This window comes from Myxococcales bacterium (assembly GCA_016706225.1).
Lineage (GTDB): Bacteria > Myxococcota_A > Polyangia > Polyangiales > Polyangiaceae > JADJKB01.
The window spans coordinates 467393-482107 of record JADJKB010000008.1 but is presented as its reverse complement, the minus strand read 5'-3'; the positions used below and the strand labels follow the sequence as shown (position 1 = coordinate 482107).

General features: G+C 68.2%; 15 protein-coding genes and 1 pseudogene. 4 read left to right on the top strand and 12 right to left on the bottom strand.

What is annotated here, in order from left to right:
• Position 1: 1 nt before the first annotated feature.
• The gene (locus IPI67_16150; GenBank protein ID MBK7581727.1) at positions 2-1318 is read right to left on the bottom strand and encodes an adenylosuccinate synthase; all 1317 of its coding nucleotides are present in this window, start codon (positions 1316-1318) and stop codon (positions 2-4) included.
• Complete coding sequence (gene hisZ, locus IPI67_16145; protein ID MBK7581726.1) at positions 1315-2607, bottom strand: ATP phosphoribosyltransferase regulatory subunit; 1293 nt, start codon at positions 2605-2607, stop codon at positions 1315-1317. Before hisZ ends, IPI67_16150 begins: the two co-directional genes overlap by 4 nt.
• Before the next feature lie 137 nt (positions 2608-2744).
• On the opposite strand from hisZ, the gene IPI67_16140 reads away from it, so the two are divergent.
• Together IPI67_16140 and IPI67_16135 are read left to right on the top strand one after the other, a co-directional pair.
• On the top strand, positions 2745-3491 hold the full coding sequence (locus IPI67_16140; GenBank protein ID MBK7581725.1) for a chlorite dismutase family protein: 747 nt from the start codon (positions 2745-2747) through the stop codon (positions 3489-3491).
• A gap of 24 nt (positions 3492-3515) precedes the next feature.
• Complete coding sequence (locus IPI67_16135; GenBank protein MBK7581724.1) at positions 3516-4175, top strand: HAD-IA family hydrolase; 660 nt, start codon at positions 3516-3518, stop codon at positions 4173-4175.
• Between the two features lie 16 nt (positions 4176-4191).
• Here the strand turns inward: IPI67_16135 and IPI67_16130 are convergent, their stop codons facing one another.
• The 4 genes and pseudogenes from IPI67_16130 to IPI67_16115 form a co-directional block, all read right to left on the bottom strand.
• Entirely contained in the window at positions 4192-4923 is a 732-nt protein-coding gene (locus tag IPI67_16130; protein MBK7581723.1) for a J domain-containing protein, read from the bottom strand.
• A 1248-nt stretch (positions 4924-6171) separates the two neighbouring features.
• A pseudogene (locus tag IPI67_16125) lies at positions 6172-6381 on the bottom strand (MerR family transcriptional regulator).
• Positions 6382-6395: 14 nt separating this feature from the next.
• Positions 6396-6827, bottom strand: coding sequence for a hypothetical protein (locus IPI67_16120; GenBank protein MBK7581722.1), 432 nt, complete (start codon positions 6825-6827; stop codon positions 6396-6398).
• Between the two features lie 70 nt (positions 6828-6897).
• Positions 6898-7896, bottom strand: a complete 999-nt coding sequence (locus IPI67_16115) for a hypothetical protein (GenBank protein MBK7581721.1) — start codon at positions 7894-7896, stop codon at positions 6898-6900.
• Between the two features lie 252 nt (positions 7897-8148).
• Between IPI67_16115 and IPI67_16110 the strand changes: the two genes are divergently transcribed.
• The gene (locus IPI67_16110) at positions 8149-8829 is read left to right on the top strand and encodes a hypothetical protein (protein ID MBK7581720.1); all 681 of its coding nucleotides are present in this window, start codon (positions 8149-8151) and stop codon (positions 8827-8829) included.
• 39 nt (positions 8830-8868) lie between these two features.
• A complete protein-coding gene (gene obgE, locus IPI67_16105) occupies positions 8869-9882 on the top strand; it encodes a GTPase ObgE (protein ID MBK7581719.1) in 1014 nt (337 codons plus the stop codon).
• Between the two features lie 8 nt (positions 9883-9890).
• On the opposite strand, the gene IPI67_16100 is transcribed toward obgE, so the two are convergent.
• The 6 genes from IPI67_16100 to IPI67_16075 form a co-directional block, all read right to left on the bottom strand.
• Positions 9891-10868 (bottom strand): hypothetical protein, encoded by a 978-nt coding sequence (locus IPI67_16100; protein ID MBK7581718.1) that lies wholly within the window; start codon positions 10866-10868, stop codon positions 9891-9893.
• Between the two features lie 154 nt (positions 10869-11022).
• Complete coding sequence (gene dnaB / locus IPI67_16095; protein ID MBK7581717.1) at positions 11023-12531, bottom strand: replicative DNA helicase; 1509 nt, start codon at positions 12529-12531, stop codon at positions 11023-11025.
• Positions 12532-12742: 211 nt separating this feature from the next.
• Positions 12743-13189 (bottom strand): 50S ribosomal protein L9, encoded by a 447-nt coding sequence (locus IPI67_16090; GenBank protein ID MBK7581716.1) that lies wholly within the window; start codon positions 13187-13189, stop codon positions 12743-12745.
• A 28-nt stretch (positions 13190-13217) separates the two neighbouring features.
• Positions 13218-13493 (bottom strand): 30S ribosomal protein S18, encoded by a 276-nt coding sequence (locus IPI67_16085; GenBank protein MBK7581715.1) that lies wholly within the window; start codon positions 13491-13493, stop codon positions 13218-13220.
• Positions 13490-14014, bottom strand: a complete 525-nt coding sequence (gene rpsF, locus IPI67_16080) for a 30S ribosomal protein S6 (GenBank protein ID MBK7581714.1) — start codon at positions 14012-14014, stop codon at positions 13490-13492. Before rpsF ends, IPI67_16085 begins: the two co-directional genes overlap by 4 nt.
• 51 nt (positions 14015-14065) lie before the next feature.
• A complete protein-coding gene (locus IPI67_16075) occupies positions 14066-14644 on the bottom strand; it encodes an aminoacyl-tRNA hydrolase (protein MBK7581713.1) in 579 nt (192 codons plus the stop codon).
• Positions 14645-14715 lie beyond the last annotated feature (71 nt).

Below are 14715 nucleotides of genomic sequence, written 5' to 3'. Positions count from 1 at the left end.
GTCAGCCGGGAGCACCCGCTCGCGGCTCGAAGGGATGATCGAGCACGATGGTCTGGGCGCGGCGCGGCCCCACGCTGACCAGAAATAGCGGCGTGCGCACCCCCGCTTCCAGAAAACGCACGTAGCGGAGCGCCGCCGCAGGCAGCCCGTCGAGGCTCTGCACCCCGGTCAGCGACTCTTTCCAGCCCGGTAGCGTTTCATACACGGGTTCGACTCGGCCCTTGGGGTCGAGCAGGTCGATCGGGAAGTCCTCCGTGCGCCCGCTCGGCGTGTCGTAGGCGACGCAGACACGCAGCTCGTCGAGCCCTGTGAGCACGTCCAGCTTGGTGACCGCCAGGGCATCGAGCCCGTTGACGCGGGCGGCGTAGCGAAGCGCCGGCAGATCGAGCCACCCACAGCGCCGCGGGCGTCCGGTCACCGATCCAAACTCCGCGCCTTGATCGCGGAGATGCTGACCAGCCGCGTCGAACAGCTCCGTGGGGAACGGCCCCGAACCCACGCGAGTGGTGTACGCCTTGGTGATCCCCACCACGCTGTCGATGCGGCTCGGACCCACGCCGACTCCGGTGGTTGCTCCGCCCGAGACTGCGGAGCTCGAGGTCACGAACGGATAGGTGCCGTGATCGACGTCCAGCAGCGTGCCCTGCGCTCCCTCGAACATCACGCGTTTTCCCGCGCGAATCGCGTCGTCCACTACCCGCGACGCATCGCCGATGAGCGGCAGAACGCGCTCGCGTAGCGGCCCGAGGGCGCCGACGACGGCGTCGGCTTTCGGGATCTCACCGCCGAGCGCAGCCAGCGTCGGACTCCACGCTTCGATGGCGGCCGCAATGCCAGCACGGAAGCGCTCGAGGTCGCGCAGATCGCCGACCCGCAGGCCCGTGCGCCGCGCTTTGTCCTCGTACGCCGGACCGATGCCCTTTTTGGTGGTGCCGATGGCGCGTTCAGCACCGAGCGCCGCCTCCCGAAGTCCGTCGACGAGCAGGTGATACGGCAAGATCAAATGAGCGCGATCGCTGACCACCAAACGCTCACGCACATCCGCGTAACCCCGCGCGGTCAGCTGGTCGATCTCACCCAAGAGCACCTCGAGATCGATGACCATTCCTTGACCCAGTACACAGCGGGTCTGTGGCCGGAGGATGCCGCTCGGCAAGAGCCGCACGACCAGTTTTTCTTCGCCCACCACCAGGGTGTGTCCAGCGTTGGGACCGCCGGCGTAACGCACCACCATTTCCGCAGATTCCGTGTAGAAATCGACGATCTTTCCCTTGCCCTCGTCCCCCCACTGGGCGCCTACGATCACCACTGCCGTCATTGTCGCTCGTCCTTTTGCCCGCTCTCTGGCGGGTCGCTGCCGCTGATCTGACGCGCCACCGCCTCTGGCTCGAGGGCGGACAGCTCGCTGACCCGTCCGTCCGTCAAACAAGTGAGCTTGCCTGCGCGATCGGCGAGCTCGAGCACGTGAGTGAACTGCCACGCTCGGGCGTGCGCCCACAGGTCGACGTCGCCCTTGGCGCAGGCCACCCCACGCTCGCGGAGCGCCGCGAGCACCGGCTCCGTACGCTTACCGGCGACGAGCACTCGCGTGCGACCCGGCTGCGAGCTGGAGCCGAGGGCCCAGGTCAGGTGGTCGAGCGCAACGGCGAAACCCGCGGCGGGTCGCGGCGCGCCGAACTGCTCGAGCAAGCGGTCGTAGCGGCCCCCCGAGCCGACGGGCGCGCCGGGGCCTTCCGCCAGGATCTGAAAGGTGATCCCCGTGTAGTAGCCGAGGTCTCGGACCTCGCCGAGATCGACACTGAGCTCCGGTGCTAGTCCCTCAGCCGTTGCGAACTCCCAGAAGCGCTGGATCTCTTCGAGGCCCGGCTGCGCGGGTGTGCCGGCGAGCAGTCGCTTGGCAATGGGCCAGATCTCGGGACCGCCGTGCAATTCGGTGAGACCGACCAACGCTCGAGTCAGGCTCGCGTCCAGTCCACCGGCGACCGCGCGCCGTTCGAGCTCGCGCGGGTCCTTCTGACCGAGAGCCTCCACGAGCTCGCGCGAGAGCGACGCGCTCAGTGCGTCGAGCAGCGCGCCGGCGATGCGTGCGTGCCCGAGATCGAGGACGAAATGAGCCAGCCCGACCCGGCGAAGCGCAGCGCAGGCCACCCGGACGACCTCGAAATCTCCTTCCGGAGCCGGGCTGCCGATCAACTCGATGCCACTCTGGGGGATCTGTCGGTGGCGCCGCGCGCGCTCGCGCCGCATGCGCACGATCGACCCTTCGTAGGCCAGGCGGGCCGGGGACGGCGTCTGCCCGAGTCGCGTCGCCACCAGCCGCGCGATCTGCGGGGTCATGTCGGGCCGGAGCGCCACGACCTCGCCTGACTCCGGCTCGACGAAGCGGAGCACTTCGCGCGGGTCGAGCGCGCCCAGACCGCGCTCGAGCACCGCCGCGTACTCGAACACCGGCACCGTTACGCGCTGGTAGCCGTACAGCTCGAAGGTCTCGGCCAGACCGCGGCCGAGCTCACCGAGGGCGCGGCTCTCGCTGGGCAGCAGATCGCGCATTCCCGCCGGGAGGGGGTGCGCGAGGGCGCTGCCAAGGTGCTCGTCGGGCGATTGCATGGCGGGGCCAAAAAAGGGCGCCCGAGTCTACATGCAATCCAGGCCCGCGCTCGCGAATCTCGGCGCTCTGCGCGGGCCGTGTGCGCTCGTGGCCATTGGGGCTGCCATGCGCAGGTTTTTTGAGCTACGAACGCCCAATGAGCCACCCGGCCCCTGACGCTCCCGCTGTCGACGTACGCGAACGCGGCGCTCCGCGCGACGGTGTCCCGCAGTTCCTCGACCGGCGGCTGTTCATGCAGCTCTTGTGCTTCGACTGCGGTCCGACCTTGATGCCCGATGCGGCGGTGGCAAAGCTCGGTGAAAGCCTGGCAGCCGCCCGCATGCCGTCGGTGATCTACGAGGACGTCAATCATCCTCAAGGGCTCGCGGTGCTCGGCTTCTCGGAGGACCCGGGTGACTTCGTGACCAAGCTGCGTCGGGCCACCTGGAACGAAGAGCTGGTCGGCCTCAAGCTGCGCCCGAGCTTGACCATGATCGGTCGCACCTACTCCACCGGCTACGAAGCGGACCTGCCGTTCTGGCTGCTCGAGCGCCCCAGAAAGACGGTCCTCAACCCGGACTGGCCGTGGGCCATCTGGTATCCCTTGCGCCGCAAGGGTGAGTTCGAGCGGCTCGACGCCAAGGATCGGGGCGGCATCTTGCGCGAGCACGGCGGCATCGGCAGGGCCTACGGCGAGGCAGATCTCGCGCACGACGTTCGCCTCGCGTGCCACGGGCTCGACGAGAACGACAACGAGTTCGTGATCGGCCTCGTGGGCAAGGAGCTGCACCCGCTGTCGCACGTGATTCAGGCGATGCGACGCACGCGGCAGACCTCCGAGTTCATGCAACAGATGGGGCCGTTCTTCGTGGGGCGGGCCGTGTGGCGCAACGCCGCGGAATGACCCTTCGGCGAGTAACCGCGCGCGATGTGGGTGGTCTTTGATCTCGACGGCACGCTGGTCGACTCACGTCTGGACATTGCACACGCCACCAACCATGCGCTGATCCGCCACGGCAAGTCGGCCCTGCCCGTGGAGGTCATCAGCCGTTTTGTCGGCGATGGCGCACGGCCGCTACTCAGTCGCGCAGCCGGGCTCGACGAGCACGCTCCGGAGCTCGAGGCGCTGCTGGCGGATTTTCTGGAGTTCTACACGGCGCACGCCACCGACAACACACGGCCCATGCCCCACGCGCTCTCGGTGCTCGAGCTGCTCGGCGAGGAGCTGCCGCTGGCGCTGTGCACGAACAAACCGCGCGTGACGACCGGACGCGTGCTCGCAGGCCTACGCCTCGGCGGTTTCTTCCGGGCGGTCGCTGCGGGCGATGATCTGCCCCAGAAGAAGCCGGATCCCGCGCCGCTGCTCGGGCTGATGCGTCGTTTGAACGCACGACCGGAGCTGACCGTGATGGTAGGGGACGGCCCGCAGGACATCCAGTGTGGCAGAAGCGCAGGTGCCCGATGTGTGGCGCTCACCTTCGGCAACACACCCGTCGCCACTCTGGAGCGCGAGCGTCCCGACGCCGTGCTCGATGATCTTCGGGCGTTGCCGAGGTTGCTGCGCAAGTGGCGCGCGCAGATGGGTTGACTCGAAGCGGGCGCGCTCAGGCCACGAGCAAGTGGTACGCCGCGCTGAGCGCAGCGAATTGTTTGAGCAGCTCGGCCCGCTCTTCGCTAGAGGCAGCGGGGTGACGATCGGGATGCGCAGCGCGGGCGAGCTTGCGGAACGCGCGCTGCACCGAGTCGCGTGGAGCGTCGGCTGCGAGCCCGAGGACCGCGAAGGCTTGTGAGCGCGCTCGGTCTCGGCCCGGGGTGGGCGGCGCCGTGCCCACAGGCGGGCGCCGCGAGCCGTCGCGATCGCGCTTGCGGGGCCGCTGATGCAGAAATTCCCGGGGTGAGAGCGGGATAGGGCGCTCGGTCGTGGCGCGCCGAACGTGAAACCTCAGCTCGGCGTCCGGCAGTGTGAACAATGCGTCCAGTCGCTGGCGCAGCTGGCGTCGCAAGGCCGCACCGAGCGCCTGGGGTGAGAGCTGGCCGCCCTCGAGCAGGACCTCCCCGGCACGGCGGCCGGGAGCGCGCGTGAGCTCGCGGGTGAGGCGACGTAGCGCCTCGTCGCCGACGAACCCCTGCTGCTTCAGGATCTCACCAACCCGCGGCACACCGAGCGCGCTATCCACTTGCGCAACGAGCCCCGCGTCGAGGTGCACTCGATGCGCGCGACCTGCTTGTGCACCCTCGATCTCGATCAGCTCCAGGATCCCGGACAGCCGCTCGCGATGCATCACACCGAGGAGATCCCCCAGAGTCGTTGCCGAGAGGCGCCCAGGCAGCCGCATGCACGCGAATTACCGCGAGCGCTGCGCTTCGGCCAAGATCTCCGGCCCTGGACGGACGACGGCGCTCTCGGCTGCCCGCGCGAGAGGGCCGGCGGGATCGATGGCCCCGGCCCGAGTCAGCTGGGCAAGCCCGTCGGGCTCGCGCCCGCCCAGCACCCACTGCCGCCCGAGCGTGAGCCGCGCGTTGCCCTCGATGCGCGCCACGACTGCCGAGTGCAGCCGACCGGGAGTGCTCATCACCACGCCGAGCGCACCTTCCAGGTCCTGAACGGCTTGCCGGGCACGACCGAGCGCAGGCGGCAGCGCGAAGCCAACCAGGCCTCTCTGCAGGTAGGCCAAGGCCGAAGCCAGCGGATCGGCGTCAGCGCTCGGATCCGCCAAATACAGCCGATGAAGCGCAGGTACGGCCCTCTCGAGGACGCCCTCGCCGGCATCTGGCACGCCGAGCGCGTCCCGGAGCGCGTGCTCGGCGGCCAGCACCTCTCCAAGCGGAAAGCTGCCAGCCCGCGCCATGAGGCCATCGAGCCTCGCCGCGAGCGCGCCTGCGGGTGTTGGGTTCGCGCAAGCCACGAGGACCTGCGCTCGGGGCCGCAGCAACCGAGTCACGTCGTGGCTCAGCCGGCCGAGCTCGCGATTGGCACCGAGCGCGAACCAAAACCAGACCAGATCGTTCGCCGCAGCCGGATCGCCTCCCCGCGCGCGGCTCGACAACTCCTCGGCGTGACCCGCAGCACCCACCCGACGCAAGAGCCCCGCGCTGAGCCCCAGGGGCGTCGCCTGCTCCACGGCGGCCGAAGCGCCCTTCACCGCCGAGAGCAGCGCCTCCACGATGCGACGCAGCATGAGATCACGGTACGACGTCAGGAAACGAGCGACCGCCGAGCGCCCCCCGCGCAGCGCGCGAACCGCCTCCGCCATGTCGCCGCGGCGCATCACCAGATCGAAGAACACCGCTGCCTCCGCCTCGACCAGCCGCCCCACCATCGGCGCGCTGACCCGCAGATCGTCGAGGGTCAGCTCACGGGCTGCACCCTCCAACCCAACGGCCTCGGCCACGGTGGCGAGGACCCGCGCGACGCTGGGATCGTCAGGGCGCTCGCCGGGGCCGATCAGACCCAGCTCCTCCGCCACGCGCTGGACCTCGGCGTCCGCCACGGTCGGCGCCGGGCGGCCGGGTTCGAGGTGCGGCGCGATGCGCAGCACGTCGGCGAGGGTGTCGAGATCTGGGCTGGGCGGACGTTCGAGACCTGCCTGAAGGATGCTGCGGATCACCGCGACAGGTAAGTACTTTTCTTCGCGCAGGCGTCGAATCAACCGGAGCCGTTCGAGGTGTGATTCGTCGTACAGCGCTTGGGTCTTACCGGGGCGACTCGGGGTCGGCAGCAGGCCCTCCCGCAGGTAGTAATGAATGGTCTCCCTCGGCACTCCGGACAGGCGCTCGAGCTCGGCCATCCGCATCGAACGGCGAGCCATCAGGGCCTCGCTGACTCCGTCGCTCCCACCTCGACCCGAGTCGTGATGCTGCGGGTCTGCGGCGAACAGAGCTCACCGCCGAACGTACGCGGGACGCACATGACCCAGCGGGCGGTCGCCACGACCTCGCCACTTCCCGTGCGGGTTGCAGCGAGGGCAAGCGGCAGGCGCAGTCGCCGGGGAGTACCCCCGCTGGCACTTCGAGGACCAATGCGTGCCTTCAGCGTTCGGGCGAAGTCGGGTGTGCGGGTCACCAGGACGTCCGCCCAGGCCAGCCGCCCTCGCGGAACCTCCACCTCGACCTCACACAGCACTCGGCCCGGCACCGCCTCGCGCCGACACGACAGCCGCGCCTCGGTTGCCGACTCGGCCCGCGCGAGCGACCACGGGAGCGCGAGGCTCGCAGCAACGACGAAGACAGGGAGCTTCATGGCAGCGGTTCGAGAGGTGCCATGAATGATGCCGCGGACACGCTGGAAAGTCCCGGTGAATTTCGTTGGCTCAAGTGGCGCTGGGCGGCGAGTAGAAATCGACCAGGCGGATGGGTTCTCGGGACACCTGGGCGTGGACCCGAGAGCGCTCACCTCGTGGGTCTCCACCGATTTGCAGCATGGTCGGCGGATCGATCTCGATGCTCACGGCGTCGACCAGGTAGTCGAACACGAAGTTGGGGTCGTGGTATTCACCCTGCCAAATTGCCGGGAAATTCCGGACGAATGCCAGCGAGCCTATGGTGGAGACCCTGAGCTGCATGCGGTCCGTTCGTTCATCTGCGAAGGGAAACATACGAAACCCGAAGCCGTAGTACTGGATCGTGGCGAGGCCTACGATCCGCGCCGGCCCCTCGTAAATGGTCTCACCCTTCGGAATCGGTCGCCCCAAAAGGCCACCCTTTTCACCAATGCGATACGCCTCCGCACCCTCGTTCTGGATCCGGACGTGCGGCACCGCGCGCACGAGGTAGCTGGGAATGGAGCGCGTGACCGAGGCCAGCGCGTAGCTGAGCCCGCCCGCCGCGTAGCGCTTGAGCGGGGTCTTGGAGAGCATCGCTTTGACGTCGGCGTAGTCCTGAAGCACGACAGCATCGACGCCGAACCCCGCGAACGGCGCCAAGAATCCTTCGACGTCCACCAGGCTGAGCGGGCGACTCCCAGCGTCTTCCCGCAGACGCTGGATGTCGGCGCTCAACCCGCGGCCCTTGACCCGGCTCGCGCCCGCGACCCAAGCCAGTGCGTTGCCTGTCCCGAGCTTCAACGGACCAAAGCGCGGAAACGGTTTGCCTTGCAGCTTCGCTTCGCGAACGACTTCGGTAACCATGACGGTGAACGTGCCGTCGCCCCCACCGGTCAGCACCGTGCCGTAGCCACGGTTGACCAGCGTGCGAGCGATCTCGGACGCGTCCTCCAGCCGCCGGGAGACGAACAGATCCCCGCCGAGGAGGATCTGGTCCAGCGTCGAGATCACCTCTGCCGTGACACTCTTGGCGTTGCCGTTGACCACGACGGCAATGCGCTCCCGGGCCGGCGGTAGGCTCGGCTTTTTGTCGGGCGAGGCCGGCGGGCTCTCGGTCACCGGCGCGGTGTATCACGGGGGTCCCCGGGACGGCCGCCCTGGCCGCGAGACCCCTGATCTGTAAGGGAATTTGGCGCATCGGTCTGGCATGGACTAGGCTTTGCCTGAACTACTTCAGGGGTCGCGTCGAAAACGGATCCCAGCACCCCGACCCCCTACGCGGGCGGGGGGGATGCTCCGATGGGGAAGAAAGAAAAAACCAAGGCGAAGTCGACCGGCGGCGGCAAGGCCGCGAAGTCGTCGGCGAAGTCGGGCGGCGGCGCCAAGGGCGGCGGCGCCAAGGGCGGAAAGGCTGCGGCGAAAAAAGGCGCCGCGGCCAAGGCCGACGAAGCCGCGGACGCTCGACGCAGCGGACTGCGCGGCGCGGCGCCGTGGGCTGCACGCCACGCGGCAAAACACGCGGCCGAGGCCCGCGCACGCAATGCCTCGCCTCCCCCGCCAGGCAGCGCCCGCGCAACCCTGAGGGTCCCCGAGCGCGCAGATCTCATCAAGACTCGCGTGGCCGAGCTGCACAACGCGATGATGAAGATCCGCACGTTGCGCAAACACCCGAACGAGAAGTTCTACGAGCTGGGTCAGGTGCTCGGCATGATCCGAGACGGACGCCTGTACGAAGCCAAGGGGTTCAACTCGTTCGAGGCTTTCGTGGAGCGCGAAGTGGATCTCAGCAAGGCAACTACGCTGCGTCTCGAGCGGGTGCCGCGGCTGTTCCACGAGGCGCCGGCGCGGGAGCTCGGCGTCGAGGCCGTGCTCGCGGCGGTCGAGGCAATCGACGCGGTGATCACCGGACAACGCCAACCCGCAACTCGCGCGCAACAGCAGAGCCCGCTGCCGCTCAGGCCTCCGACCGGCCGCAAGTGAGCGGGCGCTGAAACACGAACGCCGCGGCGTGGGTTCCTGATGCGATTCTTGGACGAATGCTCGCTGCGCGTGGAGGCCGGCGACGGCGGACGCGGGGCCGTGGCCTTCCGCCGCGAGAAGTTCTTGCCGCTCGGGGGACCGGCGGGCGGCGATGGCGGTCGCGGGGGAGACGTGGTCTTCGTCGCCGACTCGGGCCTCGGCACACTCTACGATCTGGCCCACATCCGGGTGATCCGCGCGAGCCGCGGCGAGCCCGGCGGTGGCAAGGACATGTTCGGCCGCTCCGGTCCGGACTCCGAGCTTCGGGTTCCGCTCGGCACCATCGTGCTCGACGTCGACCGCAGCGAAAAACTGTGTGAGCTCACCCGACCGGACGAGCGCTTCGTGGTGGCGCGCGGGGGCAAGGGCGGTCGCGGCAACAAACATTTCGCCAGCAGCGTCGAGCGCGCGCCCCGCCGCGCCGAGCCGGGCGAACCCGGTGAGCAGAAGAATCTACGTCTCGAGCTCAAGGTCATGGCGGACGTCGGGCTGCTCGGCTACCCGAACGTGGGCAAGAGCACTCTGATCAGCGCCGTCAGCCGTGCCCACCCCAAGATTGCCGACTACCCCTTCACCACGCTGGTGCCCCACCTCGGTGTCGTGAGCATCGGTGATCACCGCGGCGGGCTCGGCAAGAACTTCGTGGTGGCGGACATCCCCGGACTGATCCCCGGCGCGAGCCAGGGCGCGGGTCTCGGCATTCGCTTCTTGAAGCACGTCGAACGCACGCGCGTGCTCTTGCATCTCGTCACCCTCTCGGACGAGCCGGATCGCTCCCCCATCGCGGACTACCACGTGCTGCGCAAGGAGCTCGGCGCGTTCAATCCCGAGATGCTCACGCGGCCCGAGGTCGTGGCGCTGACCAAGTCGGATCTACCCGACGTGCGGGAAGCCTACCCGGAGCTCAAGGCCGAGTTCGAGAAGCTCGGCATTGCGCTTCGCATGGTGAGCGCACCGACCCACGAAGGCACGACCGATTTGATGCGAGAGCTAGCCGAGCACCTGATGCTCTGAGCTGCCGCTCACTGCCCCGAACGCCCGACCGCTTCGAACACCTCGAGCGACGGGAAGTAAACCGGGCCCTTGGGCAAGCCGCTCGCGGCGGACATCTCGTCGGTCACGTAACCCTGGAAACCGCCGGCTCGCGGCAGCGACTGATTCGCCGGCAAACCGCCCCCGGGCGTCGGTGGCCCGCCACCGCCCGGAGGGCCCCCGCCACCAGGAGGACCGCCCCCGCCGCCGCCAGCCAACCCGATGCAGTCTTGCCCGCAGTTCTGGGCGAGGCACGTGAACGCCTGGAACGCCTTGATGGCAGCCTGAAACTTTCCCTGGAAGCAGCTGAGCACACACTGCAGGTTGAATCCGCCGCAGCTGGTGATGGCACACACCACACCGTTTGCGCAGGCCTTGTCGTTGTAACAAGCGTTCACCTGGTTCTTGCAGCTCTGCTCCGCGCAGCTCACGCAGTCCGCGATCGGTCCGGTGTCAGGGAACGGGAACGCATCGAAGAAGTTTCCGCCGTCCTTGATGCCACCCGTGCCGCCGGTCGCACCCGTGCCGCCGGTCGCACCCGTGCCGCCGGTTGCGCCGGTGCCGCCAGTTGCTCCGATGCCGCCGCTTGCTCCGCTGCCCGCCGCACCACCGAACGCTCCGCTGCCCGCCACACCACCGAACGCTCCACTGCCCGCCACTCCGCCGAACGCACCGCTGCCGGCCACGCCACCAAACGCTCCACTGCCCGCAGCGCCGCCCTGGCCAGCAAGACCACCAAACGCTCCGCTGCCCGCAGCGCCGCCAAACGCCCCTTCACCCGCGAAGCCGCCAAACGCGCCCGTCGCGCCGGTGCCGCCGCTGCCCCCTCCATCGACCGTCCCCGTTCCACCGAACGACGCGCCGCCGACCCCCGGCAGTCCGAACTCGTCCTCCGGCTCCGACCGCCCGCAGGCTACGAACGGCAAGGACAACAAGATCGAAGTCGTGAAAAGGACTCGTCCGCGCATGGCGGGCGGATCGTAGCACGCCGCCGCCAGCGTCGCCGGATCGCCCCCGGGTGCAGCCGTCGCCTGCCGCAGCAAAACCGCGCGGAAACCGCCCACTCGCCAGGACGTCGCGTCGCCGGGCGACCCCCGACGGCCCCTCGCGCGGCGGCCCCCTTCAGGCCGCCCCGACGTCGAAACCATCCGCCTCGTCGAACTCGTACTCGTCCGGCGCGAGGTCGTCGAAGCGTGTGAACTCGGAGGTGAACTTCACCTTCACGGACCCCGTTGGACCGTTTCGCTGTTTGGCGATGATGAGCTCTGCGATCCCCCGATCCGGGCTGTCCTTGAAGTAATACTCGTCGCGGTAGATGAAACAGATGGTGTCGGCGTCCTGCTCGATGGCGCCCGACTCGCGCAGATCACTGAGCTGCGGTCGTTTGTCCTTGCTGGTCCGGGTCTCCACCGAGCGATTGAGCTGCGAAAGCGCCATCACGGGGACACTCATCTCTTTTGCCAGTTGTTTGAGCCCACGCGACAGCTCGCTGATCTCCTGCTCGCGACTGGCGGCATCTCGCCGACCCTGCATGAGCTGCAGGTAGTCGATGCAGACGAGCCCGATCTTCTTGGCCCCGCCCGGCGCCTCACCACGCTTTACGTCGGCCTGAAGCCGGCGGATCTTGGCGCGCAGATCGAGCAGCGTGAGGCCCGGCGTGTCGTCCAGCCAGATTGGCAGGCGCCCGAGCCGAGCCGCTGCGTCCGTGAGCTTGTTCCAGTCTTCCCGCCGCATCTCACCGCTGCGGATGCGCGACACGTCCACCCGTGCCTCGACGGCGAGCAAACGCGAGGCCAGCTGCTCGCGGGGCATTTCCAGCGAGAAGAACGCAACGCCGTCCCCCGGCTCCTCGATCTCTCCCTCGGTGTAGGCGTCGGAGCTCTCGTCGACCACGCGGCGACGCGGCATCGCGACGTTCACCGCCATGTTGAGCACGAGCGAGGTCTTGCCCATGCCGGGGCGCCCCGCGACGATGTAGAGGTCGCCGGGGTGCAGACCCGCGATCTTGCGGTCGAGCTGCTTGAACCCGGTCGGTGTGCCCGTGATGCCCCCGCCCCGGCGTGCGGCCTCGGCGATGATCTGAAACGCCTGGTGAATGGCGTCTTTCACCGGGACGATGGACGAGCCCTCTTGGATGCGGGCGATGTCGAACACCGCCTGCTCGGCCTGATCGATGAAGGACTGAACTTCCTCCGAAGAAGAGTAGCCCTCGGCGGAGAAGCGCTGGCAGGTCGCGATCAGCTGGCGCATGCGCCACTTCTCGCGGATGAGCTTGGCGTGGGTCTCGACGTGGGCGACCGCGGGCGTGGCGTCGGACAGCTGCGCCAGGTACTCCATGCCGCCGACCTGACCGATGCGGTCGCGGTCCCGGAGCCACCCGGCCACCGTGACCAGGTCCACGGGTTTGTTGGCGCTGTGCAGGTCGAGCACCCCCTCGAAGATGCGACGGTGCGCATCCGCGTAGAAATGCTCGGGGAGCAGCACCTCCTGCACCCGATCGAAGGCCTCGGCCGCCAAGAGCACGGCGGACAGCACGGCGGCCTCGGCATCGAGGTCGTGGGGCGGTACCCGGCCCCCCATCGGCTTCAGCTCCTGAGCCAGATCCCGATTTCGCTGTCGATCGTGCTGCATCACTCGCCTGCTCGGGCTGTAGCGCATTCCTGGGCCAGCGCTCGGTCAGGAAAGGTCACGCTCGTTCCCAGCTTGCCCATACGTGCTCCACCGGTTGTCCCCAGGACCTCAAATGCACGACACCCCGGCGTGCACGGGGCAGCCGGGGTGTCGAGACGCGCTTGTCTCAAAACGCGCGCTCAGATTCAAGCTTGAAAGTTGCGAAAGAAAATCAGCTCTCTTTCACGACCTCCACCTTCAGCGCCACCGACACGTCGGAGTGAAGCTTGAGCATGACGTCGTGCAGTCCGAGCAACTTGAGCGGCTCGGGCAAGACCAGCTTCTTGCGATCGATCTCCACGCCCACCTTGGCGAACGCTTCTTCGATGTCGCGGGTCGTGACGGACCCGAACATCTTGTTCTCGTCACCGACGGCGCGGGAGATCTTCACGCTGACGTTGCCGATCTTCTTGGCGATCTCTCGAGCCGCGGTCAGCTCTTTTGCGGCACGCGATGCGGCGGCCCGCTTGAGGTCGTCCACGCGGGCCAGGTTCGACGGCGTCGCCGGGATCGCGAGCCCGCGAGGGATCAAGAAGTTGCGCGCGTAACCCGGCCGGACACGCACGACGTCACCGCTCACGCCGAGGTTCTCCACCTCTTGGCTGAGCACGACTTTGATTGGGTTGGCCATGAGTGAGGTCTCCCTTTCAGTTGGAGGTGAACGGCAAGAGCGCGATGTTGCGCGCGCGTTTGACCGCGACCTGGATCTCGCGCTGATGCTTGGCACAAGCACCCGAGATCCGACGCGGGACGATCTTGCCACGCTCGGTCACGAAATAGCGGAGCGCCTGCGGATCTTTGTAGTCGATCTTCAGCGCCTCGTCGGAGCAGTAGGTGCAACCACGACGGCGAGCACGGCGGAACGCGCCGGCGGCTTCGCCTCCGGGAGGCGGCGGGACGGAGCCCCTGTCCTTGTCTTTCATTTGTCCTCCTCGTCGTCTCCGCCCACTGCTGCGAGCGCTTCTGCCTCTTCGTCGTAGCTGTCGTCACGCAGAGAGGGAGCGTCGGGGCTGTCGACCAGCCCGAGCTCGCGCTCGAGTGAGTACTCTTGTTCGTCGTCGCCCGGCGCCTCGATGGCCTCGAACTTCACGGCCTCGGGATCCACCGATACGCCCGCCAGCTCGGTGTCACCACCGGTCTGCACGGTCTGGTACTTGATCACGTCGTCGAGCATGCGGAGGTTCCGCTCGAGCTCGCTGACGAGCGCGCCGCCGCCCATGTACTTGACGTACACGTACACGCCGCGCCGTTGTTTGGCGACGGGGTACGCGAGCGCTCGCCGTCCCCAGGTCTCGACCTGAGTCAGCTTGCCACCCTCACGGCCGACCACTTCTTCGACGCGCCCTGCGATCTTCTCGGCGGCCTCTTTCGCCACCGCCGGTCGCATGATGTAGATGGTCTCGTATTCGCGGGCTCTTGCGCCCGCGGTCGTTGTCTCGGTCATCAGCTCTCCTTCTGGACTACGGCCCCCGATCGGGTCGGGAGCAAGGAACCCTCAGCGCGGTGTGCGCTGATTGATCGCGTTCATCGCGGCCGGAACATCCCGGTTCGAGAGGAGCGAAATCGCCTCGACGGACCGCGCGAGCACCTCTTCGAGGGCCGCCTGTTCGTGAGGGGCGAACGCCTGTAACACGAAATCCGCTACGTCACCGCGAAAATCGGGGGGTGGGCGGCCAATCCCCAGGCGAAGCCGCAGATAATCCGGGCTGCCGAGGTCCCGGGTCACCGACCTGAGGCCCCGGTGTCCAGCATCTCCCCCACCCTGTTTGAGCCGCAGCTCACCGAAGGGCAGATCGAGCTCGTCGTGCACGACCAGCACGTCGGCGGGCGCCACTTTGTAGAAGGCGGCGGCGGGTTGCACACTGCGGCCCGACTCGTTCATGAAGGTCTGCGGCAGGAGCGCCACCGCGCTTCGCCCTGCCAGCGACAGCGGAGCAAGGCGCCCGAAGAACTTCTCGCGCCAGGGGCCACCCCGCTGGGCGTCGACCCAGCGCTCGACGACCCGGAAGCCGACGTTGTGTCGCGTCTCGGCGTAGCGCGGACCCGGGTTGCCCAGCCCCACCACGAGCATCAACTCGGCGCTCATGACCGCCTTCAGCCGCCCGAGCGCGGAGGCCCTGGTTCAGGCCTCCGCACACGCAAACG

Excerpts from the sequence above, each read along its gene's own strand:
- IPI67_16150 (MBK7581727.1), bottom strand. The coding sequence starts at position 1,318 with ATGACGGCAGTGGTGATCGTAGGCGCCCAGTGGGGGGACGAGGGCAAG.
- IPI67_16110 (MBK7581720.1), top strand. The coding sequence starts at position 8,149 with ATGGGGAAGAAAGAAAAAACCAAGGCGAAGTCGACCGGCGGCGGCAAG.
- IPI67_16120 (MBK7581722.1), bottom strand. The coding sequence starts at position 6,827 with ATGAAGCTCCCTGTCTTCGTCGTTGCTGCGAGCCTCGCGCTCCCGTGG.
- obgE (MBK7581719.1), top strand. The coding sequence starts at position 8,869 with ATGCGATTCTTGGACGAATGCTCGCTGCGCGTGGAGGCCGGCGACGGC.
- IPI67_16140 (MBK7581725.1), top strand. The coding sequence starts at position 2,745 with ATGAGCCACCCGGCCCCTGACGCTCCCGCTGTCGACGTACGCGAACGC.
- rpsF (MBK7581714.1), bottom strand. The coding sequence starts at position 14,014 with ATGACCGAGACAACGACCGCGGGCGCAAGAGCCCGCGAATACGAGACC.
- IPI67_16135 (MBK7581724.1), top strand. The coding sequence starts at position 3,516 with ATGTGGGTGGTCTTTGATCTCGACGGCACGCTGGTCGACTCACGTCTG.
- IPI67_16085 (MBK7581715.1), bottom strand. The coding sequence starts at position 13,493 with ATGAAAGACAAGGACAGGGGCTCCGTCCCGCCGCCTCCCGGAGGCGAA.
- IPI67_16130 (MBK7581723.1), bottom strand. The coding sequence starts at position 4,923 with ATGCGGCTGCCTGGGCGCCTCTCGGCAACGACTCTGGGGGATCTCCTC.
- hisZ (MBK7581726.1), bottom strand. The coding sequence starts at position 2,607 with ATGCAATCGCCCGACGAGCACCTTGGCAGCGCCCTCGCGCACCCCCTC.
- IPI67_16100 (MBK7581718.1), bottom strand. The coding sequence starts at position 10,868 with ATGCGCGGACGAGTCCTTTTCACGACTTCGATCTTGTTGTCCTTGCCG.
- dnaB (MBK7581717.1), bottom strand. The coding sequence starts at position 12,531 with ATGCAGCACGATCGACAGCGAAATCGGGATCTGGCTCAGGAGCTGAAG.